Source organism: Xanthomonas bonasiae (genome assembly GCF_014836395.1).
GTDB lineage: Bacteria > Pseudomonadota > Gammaproteobacteria > Xanthomonadales > Xanthomonadaceae > Xanthomonas_A > Xanthomonas_A bonasiae.
This window is the reverse complement of record NZ_JACSQX010000008.1, coordinates 271,902-296,721: the sequence shown is the minus strand read 5'-3', so window position 1 is coordinate 296,721 and position 24,820 is coordinate 271,902. Positions and strand designations below refer to the sequence as shown.

The window sequence follows — 24,820 nt, the reverse complement described above, 5'->3', positions numbered from 1 at the left end:
TTCAGCCCCGACAGAACCCCTCCGCGCCCGACTCGCGGCGCCGGAACCGCCACCCATGCCTTCCGTCACTGGCAGGCCATGCGGCCACGCGCGCACTGTCGCCATGGCATCGCGCCGCGATGCGCTCCCGCCCGAATCCCACAGGTGTCGCATGACCTCGACCGACCCGCAAGACTCCCGCCTGCACCGCGCCGCGCGCTGGACGCGCAAGGAACTGCTGCCGATCGCGGTCATGCTGCTGTTGCTGACCGCCGCGCGTTCCTCGTTCGCCAACCATTACGTGGTCCCGAGCGGCTCGATGCAGCCGACCCTGCAACCCGGCGACCGCGTCGCCGTGGACATGAGCGCCTACGGCCTGCGCGTGCCGTTCACCGAATGGCGTGTGCTCGAGCGCGGCCATCCGCAGCGCGGCGACGTGGCGGTGTTCGATTCGCCGCGCGACGGTACCCGCCTGATCAAGCGTGTGGTGGCGGTGGCCGGCGATCGCGTCGACATGCGCGGCGGCCACCTGTCGATCAACGGCCAGCCGCTGCAGATCGGCAGCGATGGCGACAAGGAACGGTTCGGCGAGCGCATCGCGCAGCTGGACCTGGATGCCGGCGGCGGCCCGGACCTGTACGACGTGCGCGTGCCGCCCGGCAAGCTGCTGGCGGTCGGCGACCATCGCGGCGACAGCCTGGACGGCCGCTACTTCGGTTTCGTCGACGCCGACAGCGTCTACGGCAAGGCGCTGGCGGTGTACTACCGCCGCGGCGAAGGCCTGGAGTGGTTGCGCTTGTAAGCGCCATGCCTGCGTGTCGGTCGCGTCATGCGACCGGCGCGCGGTCTCCGAAGGGGATGCCGGCGCAGGTCGCGGACCGCGCCGGCATTGCAACGTTGCTGCTTCAGCGCCTCAGCGCGCCGCCGCGGGAACCGCGCCCAGCGTGCGCCACCAGCGGTCGCCGGCGGCCGGCGCGCTCAGGTCCACCCGCTCGCCCATGCGCGGCGTCGCCAGCGGCACGCCGGCCGCGACGGCCAACGCGACGATGCGCTCGAACGGTTCGTGCCAGGCATGCAGGGCCAGGTCGAAGGTGCCGTTGTGGATCGGCAGCAGCGTGCGCCCGCGCACGTCCAGGTGCGCCTGCAGGCTCTGCTCCGGCTGCATGTGCACGTGCGGCCACTGCGGGTCGTAGGCGCCGGTTTCCATCAAGGTCAGGTCGAACGGACCGAGCCGCTGGCCGATCGCCTTGAAGCCGTCGAAGTAGCCGCTGTCGCCGCTGAAGAAGATCTTCAGCGCGTGGTCCTGGATCGCCCACGAGCACCACAGCGAGCGGCCGCTGTCGAACAGTCCGCGCCCGGAGAAATGCTGCGACGGCGTCGCGGTCAGCGTCACCCCGTCCACCGTGGTCGATTGCCACCAGTCCAGCTGCCGCACCTTGGCCGGGTCCACGCCCCAGCGCAGCAGCAGATCGCCCACGCCCAGCGGCGTCACGAACACGCCGACGCGGTCGGCCAGGCGGGCGATGGTGGCGCGGTCCAGATGGTCGTAGTGGTCGTGCGACAGGATCACCCCGGCGATCGGCGGCAGATCGTCCAGTGCGATCGGCGGCGCATGGAAGCGCTTGGGGCCGGCGAAGGAGAACGGCGAGGCGCGCTCGGAGAACACCGGGTCGGTCAGCCAGAAGCCGCCGCGCAGCTTCATCAGCACCGTGGAGTGGCCGAGCCGGAACAGGCTGTGGTCCGGCGCGGCCAGCAACTGCGCGCGGGTCAGCGGCAGCACCGGCAGCGGTAGCGACGGCACGGTGTGCGCCGGTTTGTTGAACAGGAACTCCCACATCAGCCGCAGCGTCGGGAAAAACCCCAATGCGCTGGTCGCGGTGGGAACCGTATTGCGGAAGCGCCCATGGCGGAACTGCGGCGAAGCCGCATGGGGCGACGAACTGCGGGGCATCTGGCGGGCGGAGGCGAGCACGGTGGCATTCCAACGGGATGGGGGACGGGCGGCCCTGGGACGGGTGCCGGCAAGAAAATTACACTACACAGTGTAGTTTCCTTTGGAGAAAAGTAAACCGCCCGGTGTAAAATGTCCACATGTCCAGTTCCTCCGCCCCCGCGCCGGCCCCGGTGCGCCTGACCGAGCGCAAGCGCCAGGCCATCCTGGAGGCGGCGATCGCCGAGTTCCGCAGCCAGGGCTTCGACGCCACCAGCATGGACCGCGTCGCCGCCAGCGCCGGCGTGTCCAAGCGCACCGTCTACAACCACTTCCCGAGCAAGGACGCCTTGTTCGCCGAGATCCTGCGCGGGCTGTGGCAGCGCAGCGCGGACACGCTCGACGTGCCGTATCGCGCCGACCGGCCGTTGCGCGAGCAACTGCTGCAACTGCTGCAGCAGAAGCTGCGGCTGCTCGACGATCCGGCCTTCGTCGACCTGTCGCGCGTGGCCATCGCCCAGGGCATCCACTCGCCCGAGCGCGCCCGCGAACTGATCGCGCAACTGGGCAGCAAGGAAGAGGGCACCACGGTGTGGATCCGCGCGGCCCTGGCCGACGGCCGCCTGCAGCCGCTGGATCCGGAATTCGCCTCGCAGCAGCTGCAAGGCCTGGTCAAGGGTTTCGCGTTCTGGCCGCAGATCGCCATGGGCCAGCCGGCATTGAGCGCCGCGCAGCAGGCGCAGGTGGCGGAGTCGGCGGCGGACATGTTCTTGCGGCATTACGCGCTCGGCTGAGCGTAGGTGGATGCTGAGCTGCCTACTTGGCAGTGAGCGTAGCTGCCCTTCGACTCGGTGTTGATGTCGCCTTCTGAGCTGCCTATGCGGCAGTGAACCCGATCCAATCGGCACGCAAGCGCACGCTACTTTTCTGAGCTGCCTATGCGGCAGTGAACTCAAAGAGTTCCCTGGTCAGCGCATCGGCCTCTTTCTGAGCTGCCTATGCGGCAGTGAACTACACGTCCACGACGCCAGGCGTCGGGCTGACTTTCTGAGCTGCCTATGCGGCAGTGAACTCCATCATCGACGCCACGCAGCGCCTGCAGCATTTCTGAGCTGCCTATGCGGCAGTGAACCCGGATAGTTCGTTCAGGGGCTGCGATGCGAGTTTCTGAGCTGCCTATGCGGCAGTGAACTGGGTCGCGGCCCGGAAGTCGCTCCCTGTTGATTTCTGAGCTGCCTATGCGGCAGTGAACATGCAGTGCGCCGGTCAGATCGCGCCGGAACATTTCTGAGCTGCCTATGCGGAAGTGAACCTGGCGATGCTCCCTGCCCAAGCCCACCACGGTTTTCTGAGCTGCCTATGCGGCAGTGAACGTGCCGAGCTTGACCAGGGGGAACTGCAGGTCTTTCTGAGCTGCCTATGCGGCAGTGAACGTCGACATCGCCCCGGGCGTTCGGGTCACCGCTTTCTGAGCTGCCTATGCGGCAGTGAACACCTAGGGTCCGGTCGACGCATTCCTGCAGATTTTCTGAGCTACCTATGCGGCAGTGAACGTCACCCTGCACGATGTGGTGCGCCGCGCTCGTTTCTGAGCTGGCTATGCGGCAGTGAACCTGCTCCGGCGGCAGCTTCGCCCAGTTCTCGCTTTCTGAGCTGCCTATGCGGCAGTGAACGAGACATCGGAATTGAAGCGAGTACGCATCATTTTCTGAGCTGCCTATGCGGCAGTGAACTATCTATATGTCCATTAGCACCGCAACGGACGTTTCTGAGCTGCCTATGCGGCAGTGAACCTGGACGGCGACGTCGTGAACCTCCTCCGCGTTTTCTGAGCTGCCTATGCGGCAGTGAACGAGCACTACGTGCGCAATCGCCGCGGCGCCAATTTCTGAGCTGCCTATGCGGCAGTGAACTCTGACATGCAGGTCACCCACAATGTCGTCTTTTTCTGAGCTGCCTATGCGGCAGTGAACCAAGACGCGCGCCACGCCGGGCATACCGAGTGTTTCTGAGCTGCCTATGCGGCAGTGAACACATCTGGAACTTCGCGCGCGACCGCGGCTACTTTCTGAGCTGCCTATGCGGCAGTGAACGAGGCGCAGAAGCAGCTGGGGCACGGCTCGGTTTTCTGAGCTGCCTATGCGGCAGTGAACTTGACCAACTCCGGCTCGCGGCCGCGCGCGCCTTTCTGAGCTGCCTATGCGGCAGTGAACCACGGGACCGTCAACGACCCGAAGTGGCGCGTTTTCTGAGCTGCCTATGCGGCAGTGAACAGTTCAGACTGCCCGCTGATGGGGGGCGAAAGTTTCTGAGCTGCCTATGCGGCAGTGAACGAATTGCGCGATCGCCTGTTCGACCTGCAGCCTTTCTGAGCTGCCTATGCGGCAGTGAACGTGGAGACCTGCTCGCACGTCAGCGTCAACACTTTCTGAGCTGCCTATGCGGCAGTGAACGAAGGCATTCTGGACGCGCCACCATGGCGACTTTTCTGAGCTGCCTATGCGGCAGTGAACAAGTAGCGGCGCCCCTGAACTCGTCGCCGAGTTTTCTGAGCTGCCTATGCGGCAGTGAACCAACGCCGTGGTGTAGATCGCCACTTCGTCCATTTCTGAGCTGCCTATGCGGCAGTGAACGTCTACCGCGTTCTAGCGCGAAGTAGGCACCATTTCTGAGCTGCCTATGCGGCAGTGAACCGATACCGCCAGGCAGGCGCCGGCGCGATCCTTTTCTGAGCTGCCTATGCGGCAGTGAACTCCAGACGCAGCACGTTCTGCTCGCGCCATCCTTTCTGAGCTGCTCTCTATGCGGCAGTGAACATGGCCGCGCGGCAGACCATCAAACCCTTCATTTTCTGAGCTGCCTATGCGGCAGTGAACAACAACTGGAAGCAGGCGTTCGCCTTCAAGTGTTTCTGAGCTGCCTATGCGGCAGTGAACACGAGGGTGAACAAGACCCTGAACGGCTGGGCTTTCTGAGCTGCCTATGCGGCAGTGAACCGGACCGTGCCCCTCTTCGCGCTCCCACGGCTTTTCTGAGCTGCCTATGCGGCAGTGAACGCTGATGTGTTCGTGGCTCAACAGATGTTGGCTTTCTGAGCTGCCTATGCGGCAGTGAACATGCGGTCCCGCCTGTCGCTCCGACTTATGAGTTTCTGAGCTGCCTATGCGGCAGTGAACTACAAATTCGCCAGGTGAACTATGTGCGTGATTTTCTGAGCTGCCTATGCGGCAGTGAACATGGAGCCATTGCTGGGTCCGGTGAGCTTCGATTTCTGAGCTGCCTATGCGGCAGTGAACGGCACGGTCGAGCGGGGCGAGGCCCCTGTGCTTTTCTGAGCTGCCTATGCGGCAGTGAACCAGGGGCGGCCACGGGCACGCTGGCGGTTGGCTTTCTGAGCTGCCTATGCGGCAGTGAACAGTACGTAGTTGGCGAGACGCTGGAGCTGGATTTTCTGAGCTGCCTATGCGGCAGTGAACTCCAAAAGCTGATGACGCAGGGCGACGTGCTGTTTCTGAGCTGCCTATGCGGCAGTGAACTCAGATGCGTAGTCGGCCTTGGCCTTTTCGTATTTCTGAGCTGCCTATGCGGCAGTGAACGCCGTCATCCACCAATTCCCGATCCGCGACACTTTCTGAGCTGCCTATGCGGCAGTGAACAAGGATAGCTGCGGAAGTCTCAACCTTGGGCTTTTCTGAGCTGCCTATGCGGCAGTGAACCTACTGATCGCCTGACGACAAGCAATCATCTTTTTCTGAGCTGCCTATGCGGCAGTGAACGTGGGCATGTGCTTGACGATAAGGTCATCGTTTTTCTGAGCTGCCTATGCGGCAGTGAACCAGGTAAACTTTGCCGTGGCGCCGCTGCCATCTTTCTGAGCTGCCTATGCGGCAGTGAACCCGTAGGGGCGCTGCGCGAACGGTTTGTAGTCTTTCTGAGCTGCCTATGCGGCAGTGAACTGAACGCCTCCACGTCGATGTCCTCGTCGTCCTTTCTGAGCTGCCTATGCGGCAGTGAACGAGACATCGGAATTGAAGCGAGTGCGCATCATTTTCTGAGCTGCCTATGCGGCAGTGAACGGCGTCAAGGCGATGTCGGTCGCTAGCGTCATTTTCTGAGCTGCCTATGCGGCAGTGAACTCGCTCTCCACGAACTCCGGGCGGTACTTGTATTTCTGAGCTGCCTATGCGGCAGTGAACGGGAGCACTTGCTATGCTGGGCCAAGTATTACTTTCTGAGCTGCCTATGCGGCAGTGAACCCGCCCGAAGCACCATGCGGCGACTGCGGCCATTTCTGAGCTGCCTATGCGGCAGTGAACGCTGGCGATCTGCTCGGTGGCCGGCTGGTCCTTTTCTGAGCTGCCTATGCGGCAGTGAACGCGCCCAGCAGCTTGCCCGGCATCGCGGCAATTTTCTGAGCTGCCTATGCGGCAGTGAACATCGACGCTGTAGCCGCGGGCCTTGCCGATCTTTTCTGAGCTGCCTATGCGGCAGTGAACGCGATCGGCTTGTTGTGTGGGTGCTCCGCCGTTTTCTGAGCTGCCTATGCGGCAGTGAACACGCGGCTGCGATTGCCGCGGCCGTCGCTGTATTTCTGAGCTGCCTATGCGGCAGTGAACAATTCGGCACTCCCGTTGGCCGACTGGTCGGTTTTCTGAGCTGCCTATGCGGCAGTGAACAAGTTTCTGCCACTGTGCGAACGCTTGCGAAATTTCTGAGCTGCCTATGCGGCAGTGAACAAGCGACGTTCGGTCGCGCGTAACCGCCGGAATTTCTGAGCTGCCTATGCGGCAGTGAACCGTCACCAGGTCCACGCCCTGCGCTGCCGGCTTTTCTGAGCTGCCTATGCGGCAGTGAACGATCAGAAACTGAGTACCCGTGCCGCCTCTGCTTTCTGAGCTGCCTATGCGGCAGTGAACCCGCGCCTGCTGCTGTGCCGGTGGATGTTCTCTTTCTGAGCTGCCTATGCGGCAGTGAACGCGGCGCACCGGGACCGCCAGGCCGATGTGATTTTCTGAGCTGCCTATGCGGCAGTGAACTGCTGCCCCAGCGTGTTGATCTCTTCCAGGCTTTTCTGAGCTGCCTATGCGGCAGTGAACATTTTCTTGGAGAAGTTCGGCATGCCCACCGCTTTCTGAGCTGCCTATGCGGCAGTGAACGCAATGGCGTACTTCTCCCCCGCATAGCCGAATTTCTGAGCTGCCTATGCGGCAGTGAACGGCGGTGCGTTCGCGAAGGGCGCCCGCCTGGAGTTTCTGAGCTGCCTATGCGGCAGTGAACGTGCCTCGATCGCACTGCTGGTCGTGGCACCATTTCTGAGCTGCCTATGCGGCAGTGAACACATCGAGTGCTTCAGCAACTGGTTCCTCTGTTTTCTGAGCTGCCTATGCGGCAGTGAACGCCAAGTACGCCTCTTCATCCATGCCAAGGTTTTTCTGAGCTGCCTATGCGGCAGTGAACGGTCCGCACGAAGTGCTGCAAGATCCCGATTCTTTCTGAGCTGCCTATGCGGCAGTGAACCCGGTGGGTCTAATAACAATTCTATGCCCAACTTTCTGAGCTGCCTATGCGGCAGTGAACTCAAAAGCAATTCGCGCATGTCGTTGTCACCCTTTCTGAGCTGCCTATGCGGCAGTGAACAACGGTGGTTCCCTCACACAGCGCATGCAGGTTTTCTGAGCTGCCTATGCGGCAGTGAACAAGACCAGATCTCATCCAAGTGTTTGAAAGTTATAGTAAACCAAACGCAAAAAAGCCATCCTCCCTTTCCGAGAAGATGGCGCCTAAGTATTTGATTGTTTTGATATTTTATTGGGGCGCAAAAAAAGGGTCAGAACCAGGGAACCGTTGCCTCATGGCTAAGGCCATAGCTGTTGAACGGGCCTTGCCTGGCTTCTTGCAGCAATGGTCCATGCCGAATGAACAAGGGAAACGCCGCCTGGCCGGTGCTTCGGCTACCGATTGTGATGAAGGGAAGCCGAAGTCGCTCGGCCGCCGCATCGGGGAGTCGCTCGGTCGCGGTGTCGGCATCCCATCCATGCCGACGCATGGCGCGGCGTCGAAGGCGCGCAGGGCTGCTCTTGGCCTGGACACGCGTCACCTGTCGGTGCGAGGTTTCGGCTGGCACCAGGGCAATGCCGGGAATCGACAGATGGTCGCCCATGCCCTTGAGCCAGGACGTTGCCATCAGGCCCTGCAATGCAGACTCCGTGCCGTGCAGGCGCAAATGCGAACCCAGGCTCGGTGCCTTGTCGTCGTGGCCGGGGAAGCTGACGCCTATGTGTGAAGTACCCAATTCAACCAAACCCCGGTGCAGGCGTGCGTACAACGCTCCCATGAGGTGATGGGGTGCGATGTCCGGGTCGGGCCTGAGGTGCAGATCGAGATAGTGCTGCATCGTGCCACCTCAACCTGCGTCGCCGAATACGCCGCCACGGATCAGCGTGGCGATGACGAAATGCTGTTGTTCCACGTCCGGAACCTTGTCCTTGATCACCCAGACGTCGAGCAGGTTGTAGAAGTCCAGCTTCTCTTTCGGCTGACGGTAGGCCTTGCCTTGCGTGGTGACCGAGCCGTAAGGTTCCACCGCAATCGCGCCGTTTTCCTCCGCCTCCGGGTACCAGGTGTCGATGGTGCGCAGCGCATTGCCGATCTTCTGCGAATGAATGGCGGCCACCGCCTTGTCGCCCTCGCCGACAGCGTAGAGGGTTTTGCTCTTCTTGCTTGTGGCCTTGTCCAGGATCAGCTCCTGCGACGGGAACACCTCCTGGCCTGCGCCGAGGCGAACGAAGGCCGTGACTTGCAGCAGCACGTGCGAGCGGCCGGCCAGTCCTGCGGCGATCAATTCGGCCAGCGTCTGCAGGTCGTTGGTTTCGGCGGCCGGTGGGGTCAGGGTGCGCAGCGCGTGGTCGTGTGCCTGGAAGCTCCATTGCGCGGCGGCGCTGCCGTCACGCAGGTGGAGCACCTGTACTTCGACCTGCTCGGCGCCGATCCGGTTGCGCCACAGGAAACGGCCATTGGCCAGGTTGGCGGCGTAGCGCCGGGCCAATTCGCCGAAGCCGTGCTGCTGCGCATAGCCGTCGATGATGGCGCGGAGCTTCTTGCGGTAGTCGGCGTCGTTACAGGCAGAAGGCTCGCCGGCACCACCCAGTACCCGCAGGGTGAACTGCACTTTCAGTGTATCGGCATCCAGCGGCAGCGCGGCCACGTCCACTGTCTGCAGGTTGGGGCTCTGTATGGCGGCATCGAGCTTGGCCGGGTCGGTCTGTTCTTTGCTCTTGTCCTTGAGCCGGTTGGAGATGGTGCCGCGCACGGACTTCTCGCGGATCTTCACCGGCTGCCAGTTGCCGGCATCGTTGCGTCCGTTCCAGCTGCCGGCGAAGAACAGCGCGTCGGAAGGATCGAGCTTGCGCTCGAAGGCGAGGACGGAAGCAGTCTTGAGGGTGTCGTTGGCCATGATGGAATTCCTTGTCGTGATGGGCGATCAATTGAAGTCGTAGTCCGGCGTGCCGGCATGGGTCGCGGGACGGTAGTCGTTGCGGCAGCGATACAGCCCGGCATCGGGCTGACTGTCGGCGTACCAGAGAAGTTGTTGCGGGGAGTGCAGCCGGTGCGGGCTGAGCCATTCGCCGGCCGAGTACAGGCTCTCGACGAAGCGGAACCGCGTGCTGGCGTCGCGTGCGTTGGCGACGCTGCCGGGAGCGTGCAGTTCGCCGAGCGCGCCGTAGCCCACAGGGATCGGCACGATCCAGCCGCGGCCGGTGCGGTCGTTGCGCCATTCGCTTTTACCGCCATCCGTGTCCTGCGTGTATCGCCAGTTGATGCGTGCCAGCGACAGCCATGCGTCCAGCCGGGTGCTGTCGGGTGCGTGCGCCTGAAGCTCGGCCAATCGCGTATCGAGCAGGTCGTCGCGGGCCACTAGCGCGAAGCCGGGTAGCAGGCGCAGGCGCAGTTTGCGGAAGACTGCGTGTTGGTCGTCCTCGCTGCCGGTCAGAGCGATCGCTTGCGGCTGTTGGCGATGGCGGCCGACTTGCAGCGGTGGCAGCACGCTACCTCCGGCCACGCGCATGCCTGCCAGGAGGTTGACAACGGTGGCGAGGTCCGCGGCCTGGGTGGCCGGATCACGTACCCAGCGTTCGCTGTGGACCGCGAACATCAAACTCAGCTCCAGATGAATGCGGCCTTCCTCGACAATGGCGGCGGTCCCGCCGTCCTTGCCCACCGGGTTGCGGGTGAGCCGGAACGCCTTGACGAAGCCGCTCTCGGTGACCTGCTCCTGGTGGTCGTGGCAGACCACGCCGACCGCATGGAAGGCGATGTCCAGTCCGGCCGCCCGTGTCTTGCGTTCCAGCGCCCACATCAGGCCCAGAAAGGCGGTCATCGACGGAAAGCCGTGTGTGAGCGGGCTGGAAACGGCGTTTGCGTTTTGTATCCGCAGGCGTGGCAACACCAGCAGATGATCGAATGCCGGACAGACGCTCATGCCTCACCTCCCGCTGGCGCGCGCCGCTGTAGCGGCACCGGCCATGCTGCATCGACAATGGCCTGCTTGGCCCAATGCCGGTACTGGTCGTCGCCGAGGCCGCTGACCCCCGCCTCGCGCAACTGGTCGTTGACCCAGTTGGCGAAGCGCCCGGCGACCTCGTCGGGCCAGTCGCCGAATTCGTAGGCTGCCCTGAAGTCGCTATCGTCCTGTTTCCATTCTGGATGTTGCTGGTCTTCGCGGTCCTGCAGATCGATCCGCGCCGGGTCTAGCCATAACCGCTCGCACAACGGCAATTGGCAGTTTGGATCGCGCGTCCAGCCCGGGTCGAAGCGGGCGTGGATGGTGCTGGCGAAATAAGCCAGTTGCAGGCCCAGTGCTTGCTCGATCGCTTCTCGCGTTTTCCTGGTGGCATCGTTCTGGGGGGGATTCGTCAATAGGAAGTCGCCCAGCGTCTTGATCAGTTGCCGCACTCCCTCGAACCAGGCGAAGCGCTCCAGTGCCGAATCCAAGTTAAGCAGGCTGCGCGGACGCTCTTGCGTCCAGCGCGGCGGTAGCGAGGCCAGCAGGTAGTTCACGCCGCCGCGATCGCTGTTGAGCTGGCTGATGTTCTGCGGCTTGGTGCCGCCCATCTTGCGTGCGACGAGGTTACGGTAGTCGCGATAGACGCCGTCGAACGGTTGCTTGTCGCGATAGGCCTGTCGCGCCACCTTGTTGGCTTCGCCGAAGCGCGTCTCCCGGATCTCGGCATGCACGGCATGCGCCAGGCTGCTGGAGAACAACGGCTGCAGCAGGTGGTACTGGGTGTCGTCGGCCGGCTCCTCGCCGGCTAGCCAGTAGACCTGCTTGGCTGCCTCGTGCGAACTGGGCTGCGGGTCGCTGCGGACCAGGCTTCCGAACGCACGCATCCATCCGGTCGCCACTGCGGCATCGGCGTTCAGCGCTTCGCACAGATCGCCGTCGCCGGTCTGCATCCAGTCGAGCAGGCGCCGGCCCTCGATTTCCAGCTTGAGAAACTTGAACACGTCCAGCGCTGCGGCGTTGCCGACCACGTCCTCGGCATAGTCTTCGCCGAGTACATGGCTGCCGATCTCGCTGTGTCGTGGCAGTGCGTCGGGCGAGACGTGCAGGCTGCTGCCGCGCGCATCGGGGTGCGTGGCCTTGAGCACATGGGTCACCGCCTGGATCTGCCCGACTCGCCGCGCCGCATCGGCCAGCCAGGTGGCGTACTCATATTTGGATGCCGTGTCGGCCCCGTCCTCCTTGCTCTTCAGCTTGGCCTCGCGCCGCGTGTCGATGAATGTGGCGATGGCTGTGCGGAAAGTTCTACCTCTATCGGTCAGTTCTTTCATTTCCTTCTTTTCCCCTAAGATCGTGTTCCATTGATCCGAAGTCCTGTCGGTCGGTACTACTGCTGTTTGTGCTCTTCTAGTGGATATTTACTTGTGCTTGGCGAATCCTAGCCATGGGTGGAACCTCCATCCTTGCTTGCTCTCGGGAACCTCCACCGTCGCAAGCCGTTCGGCGCAGTGTTGCAGGGAGAGGTCGAGGTGCTCGGCCTGCTCGGCGAGCAAGGCCATCAGGTCGAACTCGCCCCACGGTGCGATACGCGGACCGGGGTCGAGCGGTACGTCATGGCGCTGGCTGCGCTCGACAGCGATATAGAGCGTCTCGCTGCGGTGGACGTTGCTTTCCTCGATGTGGTGCAGGACAAGCTGTTCCTCTTCATCGTCGGGTAGCAGGACCAGGGTGACGGAGGGCAGTGGGTCATCGCGGAACGGTTGTTGCTGCGACAACACGCCGCTCAGTGCGGCTTGCGGGTATTGCCAGGCGCACGCGGCATCGAGGGGAAACGTCGCGGCGCCGCGGTGCGATTCGGACGTGGTGGTGCGTGGCTTGGGTAGCATGCAGTCGGCTACGCGCGCGTGTTCCAAATCGACCATGCGTTGCTTGGGCTGCCAGTCGGCCTGTGGCGCGGACTGGATACGCGGCAACGCGTTGAGCTTCTGGTACTCGTCCGCCCGCAACAACTTGCCGAGCCGGTGTGCGACAAGACGGAAGCGATGATCGGCGGATTGGCCTGACTGCTCGAAACCCGGTCGGACGAAAATGGCGGCAGGCTGGTCGTCAGGTCCTTTGGCCTTGAAGAAATGCTGGAGATTGGTGTCGAAGATCAGCACGTTCGGTGCAGTACCCGGCGTGCCGCGATGGCGCTGCACGCGCCCGGCGAGCTGGATCAGCGAGCGCATCGACGACGGTTCTGCTACTGCCCAGTCCGCATCCCAGTCGCGGCCGACTTCGCAGACCGGGCTGGCGAGCGCGATGAACAACTGCTGCTGTTGGGGATTGGCGTCCAGCGAGGCGCGGATCGCGGGCAGGTGATAGACCGCCAGGCCGCCGTCGCGGCGACGATCGAACGCGGCGTCGAGCTGCTGCTCGATCGCCGAGCGCTGCAGCAATGGGAAGCGCGCGTGGTAGACGCATAGATGGATGCGCGTGCCTTCCGGGGCGCCGAGCCGGAACAAAGCCTGTGCCACGTCGAACAACGGATCGATGTTGGCCATGCGCACCAGGCCGAAGCTGACGCGCTTGCCGCTGACCGGATCGGCTTGCGCGTGCGCGGCGTGCAGGTCCAGGCAGGCAGTACGGACATGTTCGGCGAATTCGGCATGGATCTGCTCGCGCTGGCGTGCCTGAAGCTGCAGCGGCAGGAGCGCGCCCCGCCGCAGCGGCTCGGCCTTCTGTAGCCGCGTGGCACGTCGGCCAACGAATTGCAGGTGCTGGTGCGCGAAGGAGGTCGCATTGGGACAGGCGGCCGTCTGTACACCGAATTCGTCGGCCCATAGGCATGGCACCTCCACCAATGCATTCGCGTTGCCGCCATCGGCGCCGCGGTTGCGTTGGTAGTGCACGCGCCCAGCGCGATAGGCCGCATACATTCCTTCGAGCAACGCCGGCGGCAGCGTTGCCGAGGACAGCAGCACACGTGTGCCCAGCATTCCGGCCCAGTGCACAAGCCTGGTCAGGGCGGGCAGGTCGTCCAGGTCGTAGTCGTCCAGTTCGTCGAGGATCAGGTCGGCGCTCATCAGCCGCAGCATCGGCGCGATCTGGCGTCCGGCGCGCAGCGACTCGGTGGCAGGAACCATGTGGTCCACGGTGCAGACCAGCATCGGTGCGGACAGCAGCTTGCGTATCTCCGGATCGAGCAGTGCACGCGACAGCAACGGGTGGTTGGCAGGCGCGCCGTCGTACAGAACGTGGCTGTCCTCCTCCAGCAGCGACTGCACCGAGGCCGATCCATGGGATTCGGCTTTCTGCTGGTAGTAGTCGAACAGCGCCTGGCTGGCGGAGCCGCCTACGCGAATGGCCAGTTCGTCTTCGCTCAAGTGGAGGTCGGTCCGGTAGCTGCGGCCGGTCTGCAGGGTCAGCGAGCGCAATCCGAGCGCGTAGGTCGCGCGCATGCCGTGTTGCGGATCGGCTAATGCATACAGGATGCGTGCGTTGCCCAGGGTCTTGCCGCAGCCGGTGGACGCCATATTGACGATGAACGCGCCTTGCTCGCGTGCCGCTTCGCGCAGCACTGTCGCCGCGTCGGCTGCCTTGTCCTGCCAGGCGAAGCGGGGATCGGCACTGCGCTTGCGCAGGCCACGGTGTTGGGCCAGCCGCGGCAGGTAGCGCTCGAACCCGGGCAGGGCGTGGGCAATCAGGCCGGTGGTATGGGCCACGCCGAGCAGGTGTTCGACCAAGGACTGGTTGGGTACCGTGGTGCCGGCCTGGTTGCGGGTGGTATTGGCCATCAGCCATGCACCTGTCTTCAGATGCGGCCGGCGTTCGGGGACAGGCTGGTCGCTCTTGTCCAGTCCCAGCCTGGAGTAGGCATGATCGGCCAGCATCAGGCTGAGCCGCGCTAGGTGCATCACGTAGGGATTGCCCAGCCAGTCGTCGTCGCAGCGCCCGCGCAGTTCAGCCAGGCGCTTTGCCAGGCGTGCTGCCTGTGCACGCCACGCTGCCGTGGTAATCGGCAACGGTCCCGCAGGTTTCCAGTACGGCTCGATCCTGGTGCGCTCGGCGGGCTGGCGCACTTCGTTCCAGTCGTGCCCGACAAGCGACAGCGGCGCCTCCAGCCACACGGGATTGAAGGTGCGCGCGCGGCGCCCGAGCCAACCCTGAGTGCCTTCTTCATTGGCGACGGGTATCAACGGCAGCCGATGATGCGTCAACACCAGCCAGGCTATGGCCGCAGCGAGCGGCGGCAGTTGTTGGAACGGACGCCCGGGCTCGGTATCCAGACCATCGCGGCGATAACGTCCATGTGCTGTCCAGCTGAGCATGTCGCTGTCGTCCTGATCGGACAGGCGGCGCAGCCAGCCCGCATCGTCGTCCTGTCCGACGAAGGCCTGGAACATCCGTAGCGACACCCATTCGTGGCGATAAAGATTGCGTTCAAGCAGTTGCCCGCGCAGCCGCGCCTGGAATGCAACACTGGCCTTGCCCAGGTCGTGCAGCAGTGCGGCCAGTTGCGCCAGCAGCCGGATGTCTTCGGCACGATGCCAGTCATTTTCGTCGCCGCGCCGCAGTATGTTGCGCGTGGTGGTGCTTGTCGGCACTGCACCCTGGGCATTGAAGCGGCCAGCGTCTCCGACGATCCACAAGAGTTCGCTGCGGTCCAGGCCGCGGATCCAATGGCAGGCGACGGCGGTGTTCTTGCGTGCGGTACGGCGCAGGAGCTTGCGCAGGGTATCCAGGCCGGCCTGGGTGATCGGCGTTTGCCAGGTGCGGTCGCCGCGGCGCTCGGCGAACTGGTCGAGGATGCGTCGGCTCTCGGTCAGTGCGCGCTTGTCGCACTGGGATACCAGCAGGATGTTCATGCTGCACCATCGCGCTTCAGCAAGGCCGTCGCCAGCGCCACCTCCTTGAGCGTATCGATCATGAAATCCAGCGACTGGCTGCGGGCCAGCGCTTCGACGCAATTCTGTCGAAACGATTGTTCGTCGTCGCCGCGCATGGCCGACAGGAACGCCTGCGGCAGGATGCTGGCATCCTTGACCAGGTCGGCGACATCGAACACCAGTCCGCCGCGCCGGGTTTTTCCGTGCAGGACCGCCAGCCCATGCGGGAGTCCCAGCACCCACGTCGCAGTCGCCCCGAGTCCATAGGCGAGATAGTTGCCGTGATCGAGAAAACGGTTGGCCGGATCATTGCCAGTGCCGCGCTTGGCACGGGTGAAATCCCCGTAGCCGACGGTGTCCACCGCCAGCTTAAATAATGCTTTGGTCAGGCGTGCTTCTTCGGTCAGAAGCGCCGTGTTGTCCTGCGCCAGTTCGATGTTCTTGGAACTTCTGGCCAGCAGCTCTTGCAGGCGCGACGCTGCAGGGATGAAACCGGCGTCCTTGAGTGGACGCAGCAGCCATTGCTCGCCGATGCGCTGGGCACGCGCTTGCTGGAATGCCTTGGCTGCGCACAGGCGTAGGTCGTCATCGAACCAGAACCTGACCCATGCCTGTAGATATTCGGTGGGGCGGTATTCGCTCTGGGGAGAGAACCAGGCGACCTCGACGTCCATTTCATTCGCCGTGAACAGGGGCGTACCGCCGCCGCCGCAGAAGCCGACCAACACACCTGCCTTGGCCAGCTCGCGCATCGCGGCCTGCGTAATCGACGTGCCTGTTCCGAGCAACACGGTAGTGGTGTTCGCGATCGGAATGTTCCAGTACAGCGAACGCTTTCCCGCGTCGGTTACATACTCGACACGCCCGCCGTTGACCAGTACACGGCAATGCTGGAGGTAGTAGAGATTCGCCCGCTTGGAATGCAGGATCGTTTTCAGATCCGAGGCCGCCAGTTCGTCCATGTACGCTCCGTGGGGCCGGCAACCATTGCCTACGCATCGGATCTGCAGCCCGTTCAGCACCGGATATTAGACCCAAGTTGCCCCGTTCTCCTGGTCAAGGCGGTGGACAATTTTCCCCGGCTACGGTTTCTTGGCCACAGCGTGGACTTCGCAACGCATGGTTGAGCGGAGGCTTGCTTGCGATCCGCTCACCCTGTGCGAAGCAGCGGTGTTTCCTCCCTCACCCCTCCGACCACACCGCCAACTCGTAGCCGTCCTGGTCGGCGAAATGGAAGCGGCGGCCGCCGGGGAATTCGAACAGCGGGCGGACGATGCGGCCGCCGGCGGCCTCGATGCGCGCCTGGGTGTCGGCCAGGTCGTTGGAGTACAGCACCACCAGCGCGCCGCCGGGTTGCGCGGTGCCGTGGAAGAAGCCGCCGGTGAGGCGGCCGTCGCGGAATTCGCAGTAGTCCGGGCCGTAGTCCTGGAAGCTCCAGTCGAAGGCCTGGCCGTAGAAGGCCTTGGCCGCGGCGATCGAGGCGACGGCGAATTCCAGATAGTCGATGCGGTGCTGCTGGTCGGCGCGGCTCATGGCGGGCTCCGTGGAAAGGGCCGCCAGTATCCATCGCCGCGCCGCTGCCGGCTTGGCGAAAACGGCCAGCTCAGCGCGCGTGCCGCTGCACCAGGTCGCGCGGACTGAGGCCGGTCAGCTGGCGGCTGTCGCGGACCAGGTGCGGGGCGTCGCCGTAGCCGGCCTGCAGCGCCGCCGCGGTCAGCGTGGCATGGCCGCGGGCGATGCGCAGGAAGCGCTGCAGGCGCAGGATGCGTTCCAGGGTCTTGGCGCCGTAACCGAACGCGTCCTGGCAGCGGCGCCGCAGCGAGCGTTCGCTGATGCCCAGGCTGCGCGTGAGTTCGGCCATGCGCGGCGCATCGTCGCCGGCCAGTTGCGCGAACACCCAGGCCATCGGCTGGTCCGCCACGAGTGGACGGCTGGCGCATAGCGCATGCAGCACCGCCAGCGGTTCGGTGCTGTCTTCGAGCCGTGCCTGCCAGTCGCGGCCGCGGCCGTCCCACAACGCCTCCAGCGCGACGCGTTGGTCGGCGATGGCATGCAGCGGCACGCCGAGCAGGCTCGCGCCCGCGCCGGCAGCCAGGCGCACCCCGCTCAGCACGCTGCCCGGCGCCAACGTCGCGCCGCTGGCGCCGCGGTCCGGCCCGGCCACGAACAGGACGCGTCCGTCCCAGATCAGGTCCACGCAGCCATCCGGCAGCACCTGCGTCGGCAGCGGATCGGCATCGCCCTGGCGAAAGCGCCAGCTGCAGCGCAGGCGATCGCGCAAAGCCGGCGGCGCATCGCGTTCGGCGTAGCGGGAGGATGTGGGCAAGGCGCTCATCGGCAGGCGCGCGTGCGCGGCGGGCGACGGCGGGGTGCGCGGTCGCCTGGTCCGGCATGCCTGCGCGAACCGCACAAGACATGTGCGCCGAGCGCCGCGACTGCATGTCGGACGATGCGGGCGCCGCGGTGCAGCCGTTCGTTCGGCACGGCCCAGCGCTCAGCGAACGGACCGGCTCGCGCCCAGTCCGGCGGCGCCGGCGGCACGCCGTTCGCGATGGAACCAGGCCACCATCGGCGAGGCCATGAAAGTGGTCACCAAGGTCATCCCGAACAGCAGGGTGAACAGGTCCGGGCCGATCACGCCGCTGTCCAGGCCGATCTTGATCACCACCAGTTCCATCAGCCCGCGTGCGTTCATCAGCGAGCCCACGGTCAGGCTGTCGCGCCAGTCGTGGCCGCTCAGGCGCGCGCCCAGCGTGCAGCCGACCAGCTTGCCGAGCACCGCTACGCCGATCACCAGCACGAAGCCGGCGATACCCGTGCCGGCGAAGACGCTGGGGCTGGTGGCCTGGCCGGCGACCGCGAACAGCACCGGCATCAGCAGGGTGATCGCCAGCGGCTCGATGCGTCCGGCCAGATGTTCCAGCAGGCGGTCCTCGCGCGGCAGGCAGATGCCGAACAGGAACGCGCCGAAGATGGCGTGCAGGCCGATCCACTCGGCCGCGGCGGCGCAGGCCAGCACGCCGATCAGCACCCAGACCAGGGCGGTCGGCGCATAGCGGCCGTCGCGCGCGCGGGGCTTCAGCAAGCGCGCGAACGCGGGGCGCAGTGCGCCGAACACCACGGCGATCAGCACCAGCGCGCCGACCGCGGTGAAGCCGACGCCGCCGTGCGCGTTGCCGCCGGTCAGGGTCAGCACCACCGCCAGGAAGATCCAGACGGTCGCGTCGTCGATCACCGCCGCACCCAGCGCTAGGCGGCCGGCCGGGGTGCGGGTCATGTTGCGGTCCTTGAGGATCCGCGCCAGCACCGGAAACGCGGTGACCGACATCGCCGCGGCGATGAACAGCGCGAACGGCCAGAAGCCGATGCCGTGCGGCGCGAAGCGCGGATACAGCCATGGCGCCGCGGCCAGGCCGAGCAGCAACGGCAGCGCGATGCCGGACAGCCCGACCGTCACCGACGAGCGCACCTGCGCCTTGGTGCCTTCCGGCGCGCGCAACTCCACGCCGACGATGAACATGAACAGCACTACGCCGATGTTGGCCAGGCCGGACAGCGGCGGCAGGCTGGCGGGTGCGAACAACGCGCCGTGCAGATCCGGCAGCCATGCGCCGAACGCGATCGGCCCCAGCAGCAGTCCGGCGGCCATTTCGCCGATCACCGGCGGCTGGCCGACGCGCTGCAGCAGCATGCCGCACAGGCGCGCGGCGCCGAGGATCGCCGCCAACTGCACCAGCAACAGCGTGGTTGGATTCATCGCCAGTCCTTCCGTTGGATCGCCTCGGCATGCACGCCAGCACGGTCACGGTGCGCGCGTTCGCCGGCCCTGTTCCCCGCGACTGCCGGCCTGCGCGCTTGTCGTGCGGACGGGTGGTCGCCGTGTGCGGCTAGTCTATGACGACGGCGGCGCGCGCGTCAGCCGCTGCCGATGGCGGCTTGCGACCACGACCGGCAATCCTGTCCCGATTCCTCGATGAGGCCAGCCGCGGCGCGCACGCTTCCGACGGCCCGAGACGATGCACTGCCGGATGCGCGGCGAAGACGCGCCTCAGCGCTCCGACGGCCCGCTCTCGTCGTAGCCGCGCGGGGTGAACAGGTCCGGCTGGATCAGTTCGATGAAGGCGCGCGCCTGCGGCGACAGGTACTTGCCCTTGCGCACCACCACGCCGTAGCTGCGCGACGGGAAATAGTCGCCCAGCGAGCGCGTGGCCAGCTTGCCGCGGTCGGCCTCGGTGACGCAGATCGAGCTGACGATGGAAATGCCCATGCCCATCGCCACGTACTGCTTGATCACCTCCCAGCCGCCCACTTCCAGCGCCACCGTGTACGGCACCCGCGCCTGCTGGAACACCAGGTCGACCAGGCGGTAGGTCACCTGACGCTTGGGCGGCAGGATCAGCGGATACGGCGACAGGTCGTGCAGGGTGAGCTTGGGCGTGTTCGCCAGCGGGTGGTCGCGCGGGGCGATCAGCAGTTGTTCGAAGCGGTACACCGGCGCGTAGCTGAGGTCGGCCGGCACGTCGAGCATCGAACCCACCGCCAGGTCCACCGCGTCCTCGCGCAGCAGCTCGGTGCCGTCGGCGCTGATCGCGTTGTGCAGGGTCAGGCGCACGTCCGGGTGGCGCGCGCGGAAGTTCTCCACGATCTTCGGCAGCAGGTACAGGATGGTGGAGCTGTTGGCGGCGATGTTCAGTTCGCCGGCGTCCAGCCCGCGCGCCTTCTCGCGGAAATCGGCCTCCAGCCGGTCCAGGCTTTCCACCAGCGGCTGCGCCATTTCGTACAGCAGCTGGCCCTCGCGGCTGGGGATCAGGCGCCGTCCGCTGCGCTCCAGCAGCACCACGCCCAGTTCGCGCTCCAACGCCTGCAACTGCAGGGTCACCGCCGGCTGGCTGACGAACAGCGCCTCAGCTGCCCGTGAGACCGAACCCAGGCGCACGGTCTGGCAGAACGCGCGCAGCGGCTTCAGCCGGTCGGATTTGTAGGGAAAACGCGGGGTTGCGGTGCCGCGCGTGGCCATGATGTGACAACTATAAGGTGTACTTATTTAATGCATTGATAAAACTGTATTGTCAAATACATGCTGCGGAAGCACGGTGACAGCCCGGAAACATCGAGGAACCCCACCATGTCCGCCGCCGCCTTCGCCGCTTCATCCCCGTCCGCCGAACGCTCCACCCCCGGCATCACCCTGACCGCCTCGCTGGCCGGCCAGGACGCCCTGCTGCCGCCGGCGGCACTGGCCCTGCTGGTGTCGCTGCATCGGGCGATCGAACCCGAGCGGCAGGCGCGGCTGGCGGCACGCCGCGAACGCCAGGCCTGGTTCGATGGCGGCGGCCTGCCGGACTTCCGCGCCGACACCCAGGCGATCCGCGCCGGCGACTGGCGCGTGGCGCCGCTGCCGGCCGCGCTGCAGGACCGCCGCGTCGAGATCACCGGCCCGACCGATCCGAAGATGGTCATCAACGCGCTGAACTCCGGCGCCAAGGTGTACATGGCCGACTTCGAGGACTCGACCGCGCCGACCTGGCGCAACCTGGTCGCCGGGCAGCGCGCGCTGGCCGAGGCGGTGGCCGGCACGCTGACCTTCAGCGCGCCGCCGGCGCGCGATGGCAGCGCGGGTAAGCGCTACGCGCTCAAGCCCTACGACGAGCAGGCGGTGCTGATCGTGCGCCCGCGCGGCTGGCACCTGGACGAAAAGCATGTGCTGGTCGACGGCCAACCGCTGGCCGGCGGCCTGTTCGACGCGGCGCTGTTCGCCTTCCACAACGGCCGCGCGCTGCTGGCCAAGGACCGCGGCCCCTACCTGTACCTGCCCAAGCTGCAGTCGATGGAAGAGGCCGCGCTGTGGGAAGCCGCGCTGTCGCACATCGAGGCGATGCTGGGCCTGCCGCAGGGGCAGATCAAGGTCACCGTGCTGATCGAGACGCTGCCGGCGGTGTTCGAGATGGACGAGATCCTGCATGCGCTGCGCGAGCGCATCGTCGGCCTGAACTGCGGCCGTTGGGACTACATCTTTTCCTACCTGAAGACCTTCCGCCGCCACCCGGACCGGGTGCTGCCCGAGCGCGGCCAGGTGACCATGACCCAGCCGTTCCTGAAGGCGTATTCGGAACTGCTGATCCGCACCTGCCACCGCCGCGGTGCGCATGCGATGGGCGGCATGGCCGCGCAGATCCCGATCGGCCACGACGAGGCGGCCAACGAGCAGGCGATGGCGCGGGTGCGCGCGGACAAGTTGCGCGAGGTCACCGCCGGGCACGACGGCACCTGGGTCGCGCATCCGGCGCTGATTCCGATCGCCCGCGCCATCTTCGACGAGCACATGCGCGCGCCGAACCAGCACACGGCGCTGCGCGAGGACGTGCAGGCCGACCGCGACACGCTGATCGCGCCGTCCCCGGGCACCATCACCCGCGCCGGCTTCGAGGGCAATATCGAAGTGTGCGTGCGCTACCTGGCGGCGTGGCTGGACGGCAACGGCTGCGTGCCGATCCATCACCTGATGGAGGACGCGGCCACCGCCGAGATCAGCCGCAGCCAGCTATGGCAGTGGCTGCACGTGGGCGGCCTGCACCTGGACGACGGCACCGCGATTGACTTCGCGCTGTTCGACGCCTGCATGCGCCAGTTGCCGGCGCGCCTGGGCGAACGTGCGCTGCTGCCCGGCGGCAATCGCCTGGACGACGCCATCGCGTTGCTGGACACGCTGACCCGCAGCGAGGACTTGGCCGAGTTCCTGACGTTGCCGGCTTACCAGATGATCGATTGATTGAACTGCGGGGATTCGGGATTGGGGATTCGCAACGGCGGATTCCGGTTTCGCCGATGCCGCTCCGTAAAACCGCCTCACCGTTTCATCGCCGTATCCATTCCGAGGAGAACGCAAGATGAGCACCACGTTGCAGACCGCCGAACAGATCCAGCACGCCTGGGACACCGATCCGCGCTGGGCCGGGATTGCCCGCAACTACACCGCCGCCGATGTGGTGCGCCTGCGCGGCACCGTGCACGTGGAGCATTCGCTGGCCCGGCTCGGCGCCGAGAAGTTGTGGAAGTACCTGCACGAAAAGGACTTCGTCAACGCGCTGGGCGCGCTGACCGGCAACCAGGCGATGCAGCAGGTCAAGGCCGGGCTCAACGCGATCTACCTGTCCGGCTGGCAGGTCGCCGCCGACGCCAACCTGGCCGGGCAGATGTACCCGGACCAGTCGCTGTACCCGGCCGATTCGGTGCCGGCGGTGGTCAAGCGCATCAACAACACGCTGTTGCGCGCCGACCAGCTGCACCATGCCGAGGGCAAGGACGAGATCGACTTCCTGCAGCCGATCGTGGCCGATGCCGAGGCCGGTTTCGGCGGCGTGCTCAACGCCTTCGAGCTGATGAAGGCGATGATCGAGGCCGGCGCGGCCGGCGTGCACTTCGAGGACCAGCTGGCCTCGGTGAAGAAGTGCGGGCACATGGGCGGCAAGGTGCTGGTGCCGACCCGCGAGGCGATCGAGAAGCTCAATGCCGCGCGCCTGGCCGCCGACGTGCTGGGCGTGCCGACGCTGCTGGTCGCGCGCACCGACGCCGAAGCCGCCGACCTGGTGACCAGCGACATCGACGCCAACGATCGCCCCTTCACCACCGGCGAGCGCACCGTCGAAGGCTTCTTCAAGACCAACAAGGGCCTGGACCAGGCGATCAGCCGCGGCCTGGCCTACGCCCCCTACGCCGACCTGATCTGGTGCGAGACCGGCAAGCCGGACCTGGAGTTCGCGCGCCGCTTCGCCGAGGCGATCCACGCCAAGTTCCCGGGCAAGCTGCTGGCCTACAACTGCTCGCCGAGCTTCAACTGGAAGAAGAACCTGGACGACGCGACCATCGCCACGTTCCAGAAGGAGATCGCCCGCTACGGCTACAAGTTCCAGTTCATCACACTGGCCGGCTTCCATGCGCTGAACTACTCGATGTTCAACCTGGCGCACGGCTATGCGCGCCGGCAGATGAGCGCCTTCGTCGAGTTGCAGGAAGCCGAGTTCGCCGCCGCCGATCGCGGCTTCACCGCGGTCAAGCACCAGCGCGAGGTCGGCACCGGCTACTTCGACGCGGTGACCCAGGCGATCCAGCAGGGCCAGTCTTCCACCACCGCACTGAAGGGCTCGACGGAAGAAGAGCAGTTCCACGGCGAAAAGGCCGCCTGACCTGCAGCCAGGCGTCCATTGCTTGCCGATCCCCATGGGAGGGGAGAGCCCGGGTTCGCCCGGGCTTTTTTTGCGTACGCGATGGCGCATGTGCCGACAGCAGTACGGTGTCTACGAGTTACGACAGGACTGGGTGCGGAAACGCCGTACCGGCGGGCCGCCAACGCCCGATTTCGGATCATTTCGCGGTCTCCGCGCATGCGAGATTGGCTGTGATCGCATCAGCGCCGATTCGTTCAGGTGCTATGCTTTGCGCAAGATGGCGGGCGACGCCAAGAGCAGTAGGGGGCTGGATGAGCTGCGACAGCGCCGCGTCCAATGCACGCGAGACAATTCCGACGGTTGCCGTGGTTGCCCCCAAGCCCAATGAGCTGGCGGTGCTGACCGCCGCGGAACTGCGCCTGTTCTCCGAGTTCGGCCGTTCGCGCACGGTGCGTGCCGGCGACGTGCTGTTCCGGCGCGGCGACGGCGGCAGCGCCATGTTCGTGATCAGCAGCGGCGTGATCGACCTGGATTTCGGCGAGGACCTGGTCGTCAAGCATCTCGGGCATGGCGAATTCTTCGGCGAACTCGGCCTGTTGATCGGCAGCCACATGCGCAGCGCCGACGCCATCGCCGCCAGCGACGGCGTGCTGGTGGAGCTGGACCACGACGACTTCCAGCGCCTGGTGGAGCGCGACCCCGGCCTGGTCGCCTACTTCCTGCGCCGCACCATCATGCGCGTGGTGATGAACGAACAGACCCTGATCCGCCAGCTGCGCCGCCGCAACCACGACCTGGAAGCGGCGCTGGATAACCTCTACGCCACCACCCATCAGCTCAGCCAGACCGAGGAGCTGGTGCGCACCGACGAACTGACCGGCCTGCACAACCGCCGCGGCCTGATCCTGCGCCTGCAGGAATGCCGCCGCGACGGCCGCTCGCCCGGTCCCGGCCTGCTGCTGATCGATTGCGACCGCTTCAAGCGCATCAACGACGAGCACGGCCATCTGGTCGGCGACCGCGTGCTGCAGAACGTCGCCAACATCCTGCGCTCCGTCGCCGGCCAGGACGACATCGCCTGCCGCCTCGGCGGCGACGAATTCTGCCTGCTGGTGTCCACCGGCAACGCGGACGATCTGCGCCGCATCGGCGAGTTCGTGATCGCCACCGTGCAGAACCTGCTCGGCGTGCCGCATCCGCTGCCGCACATCTGCCCGGTCAGCATCGGCATCAGCCGGGTCGATCCGCAATCCGACTGGAACGACTGGTACGCCAACGCCGACGCCGCGCTGTACGAGGCCAAGCGCCTCGGCGGCAACCGGTTGTATTGGCACGACCTCGCCTCCGGCTCGCGCTGAGCCCACCAAGCACCCTCGAG

Annotated in this window: 16 protein-coding genes and 2 CRISPR repeat arrays; of the genes, 5 read left to right on the top strand and 11 right to left on the bottom strand. The window is 65.5% G+C overall.

Annotation, left to right across the window (positions count from 1 at the left end; genetic code table 11):
* Positions 1-151: 151 nt before the first annotated feature.
* On the top strand, positions 152-781 hold the full coding sequence (lepB, locus tag H9658_RS15245) for a signal peptidase I (RefSeq protein WP_191825967.1): 630 nt from the start codon (positions 152-154) through the stop codon (positions 779-781).
* A 111-nt stretch (positions 782-892) separates the two neighbouring features.
* On the opposite strand, the gene H9658_RS15240 is transcribed toward lepB, so the two are convergent.
* On the bottom strand, positions 893-1,930 hold the full coding sequence (locus H9658_RS15240) for an MBL fold metallo-hydrolase (RefSeq protein WP_191825991.1): 1,038 nt from the start codon (positions 1,928-1,930) through the stop codon (positions 893-895).
* A gap of 140 nt (positions 1,931-2,070) precedes the next feature.
* Here H9658_RS15240 and H9658_RS15235 point away from each other — a divergent pair, with 140 nt between their 5' ends.
* Positions 2,071-2,703, top strand: a complete 633-nt coding sequence (locus H9658_RS15235; RefSeq protein ID WP_191825966.1) for a TetR/AcrR family transcriptional regulator — start codon at positions 2,071-2,073, stop codon at positions 2,701-2,703.
* A 70-nt stretch (positions 2,704-2,773) separates the two neighbouring features.
* Positions 2,774-4,662: a CRISPR direct-repeat array (repeat unit 28 nt; unit sequence TTTCTGAGCTGCCTATGCGGCAGTGAAC).
* 94 nt (positions 4,663-4,756) lie between these two features.
* A CRISPR array of direct repeats spans positions 4,757-7,606; the repeat unit is 28 nt; unit sequence TTTCTGAGCTGCCTATGCGGCAGTGAAC.
* A 130-nt stretch (positions 7,607-7,736) separates the two neighbouring features.
* Here H9658_RS15235 and cas6f read toward each other — a convergent pair.
* The 10 genes from cas6f to H9658_RS15185 all read right to left on the bottom strand — a co-directional run bounded on the left by cas6f (position 7,737) and on the right by H9658_RS15185 (position 20,294).
* Positions 7,737-8,303 carry a type I-F CRISPR-associated endoribonuclease Cas6/Csy4 gene (cas6f, locus tag H9658_RS15230; RefSeq protein WP_191825965.1) on the bottom strand — a complete coding sequence of 189 codons (567 nt, stop codon included), beginning with the start codon at positions 8,301-8,303 and terminating at the stop codon, positions 7,737-7,739.
* 9 nt (positions 8,304-8,312) lie between these two features.
* On the bottom strand, positions 8,313-9,362 hold the full coding sequence (csy3, locus tag H9658_RS15225) for a type I-F CRISPR-associated protein Csy3 (protein WP_191825964.1): 1,050 nt from the start codon (positions 9,360-9,362) through the stop codon (positions 8,313-8,315).
* A 27-nt stretch (positions 9,363-9,389) separates the two neighbouring features.
* On the bottom strand, positions 9,390-10,388 hold the full coding sequence (gene csy2 / locus H9658_RS15220; protein ID WP_191825963.1) for a type I-F CRISPR-associated protein Csy2: 999 nt from the start codon (positions 10,386-10,388) through the stop codon (positions 9,390-9,392).
* Positions 10,385-11,740 carry a type I-F CRISPR-associated protein Csy1 gene (gene csy1 / locus H9658_RS15215; protein ID WP_191825962.1) on the bottom strand — a complete coding sequence of 452 codons (1,356 nt, stop codon included), beginning with the start codon at positions 11,738-11,740 and terminating at the stop codon, positions 10,385-10,387. Before csy1 ends, csy2 begins: the two co-directional genes overlap by 4 nt.
* A gap of 87 nt (positions 11,741-11,827) precedes the next feature.
* Positions 11,828-15,256, bottom strand: coding sequence for a type I-F CRISPR-associated helicase Cas3f (gene cas3f, locus H9658_RS15210; protein WP_191825961.1), 3,429 nt, complete (start codon positions 15,254-15,256; stop codon positions 11,828-11,830).
* Positions 15,253-16,239 carry a type I-F CRISPR-associated endonuclease Cas1f gene (cas1f, locus tag H9658_RS15205; protein ID WP_191825960.1) on the bottom strand — a complete coding sequence of 329 codons (987 nt, stop codon included), beginning with the start codon at positions 16,237-16,239 and terminating at the stop codon, positions 15,253-15,255. Before cas1f ends, cas3f begins: the two co-directional genes overlap by 4 nt.
* Positions 16,240-16,459: 220 nt before the next feature.
* Entirely contained in the window at positions 16,460-16,810 is a 351-nt protein-coding gene (locus H9658_RS15200; protein WP_191825959.1) for a VOC family protein, read from the bottom strand.
* A gap of 70 nt (positions 16,811-16,880) precedes the next feature.
* Positions 16,881-17,612, bottom strand: a complete 732-nt coding sequence (locus tag H9658_RS15195) for a helix-turn-helix domain-containing protein (RefSeq protein WP_191825958.1) — start codon at positions 17,610-17,612, stop codon at positions 16,881-16,883.
* A 159-nt stretch (positions 17,613-17,771) separates the two neighbouring features.
* A complete protein-coding gene (locus H9658_RS15190) occupies positions 17,772-19,034 on the bottom strand; it encodes a cation:proton antiporter (protein ID WP_191825957.1) in 1,263 nt (420 codons plus the stop codon).
* A 291-nt stretch (positions 19,035-19,325) separates the two neighbouring features.
* Positions 19,326-20,294, bottom strand: a complete 969-nt coding sequence (locus H9658_RS15185; RefSeq protein ID WP_179571090.1) for a LysR family transcriptional regulator — start codon at positions 20,292-20,294, stop codon at positions 19,326-19,328.
* A gap of 108 nt (positions 20,295-20,402) precedes the next feature.
* On the opposite strand from H9658_RS15185, the gene aceB reads away from it, so the two are divergent.
* The 3 genes from aceB to H9658_RS15170 all read left to right on the top strand — a co-directional run bounded on the left by aceB (position 20,403) and on the right by H9658_RS15170 (position 24,800).
* Positions 20,403-22,046: a malate synthase A gene (aceB, locus tag H9658_RS15180; RefSeq protein WP_191825956.1), complete on the top strand. Its 1,644-nt coding sequence runs from the start codon at positions 20,403-20,405 to the stop codon at positions 22,044-22,046.
* Positions 22,047-22,164: 118 nt separating this feature from the next.
* Positions 22,165-23,460 (top strand): isocitrate lyase, encoded by a 1,296-nt coding sequence (gene aceA / locus H9658_RS15175; RefSeq protein WP_179571088.1) that lies wholly within the window; start codon positions 22,165-22,167, stop codon positions 23,458-23,460.
* Between the two features lie 293 nt (positions 23,461-23,753).
* A complete protein-coding gene (locus tag H9658_RS15170) occupies positions 23,754-24,800 on the top strand; it encodes a GGDEF domain-containing protein (protein WP_179571087.1) in 1,047 nt (348 codons plus the stop codon).
* Positions 24,801-24,820: the final 20 nt, after the last annotated feature.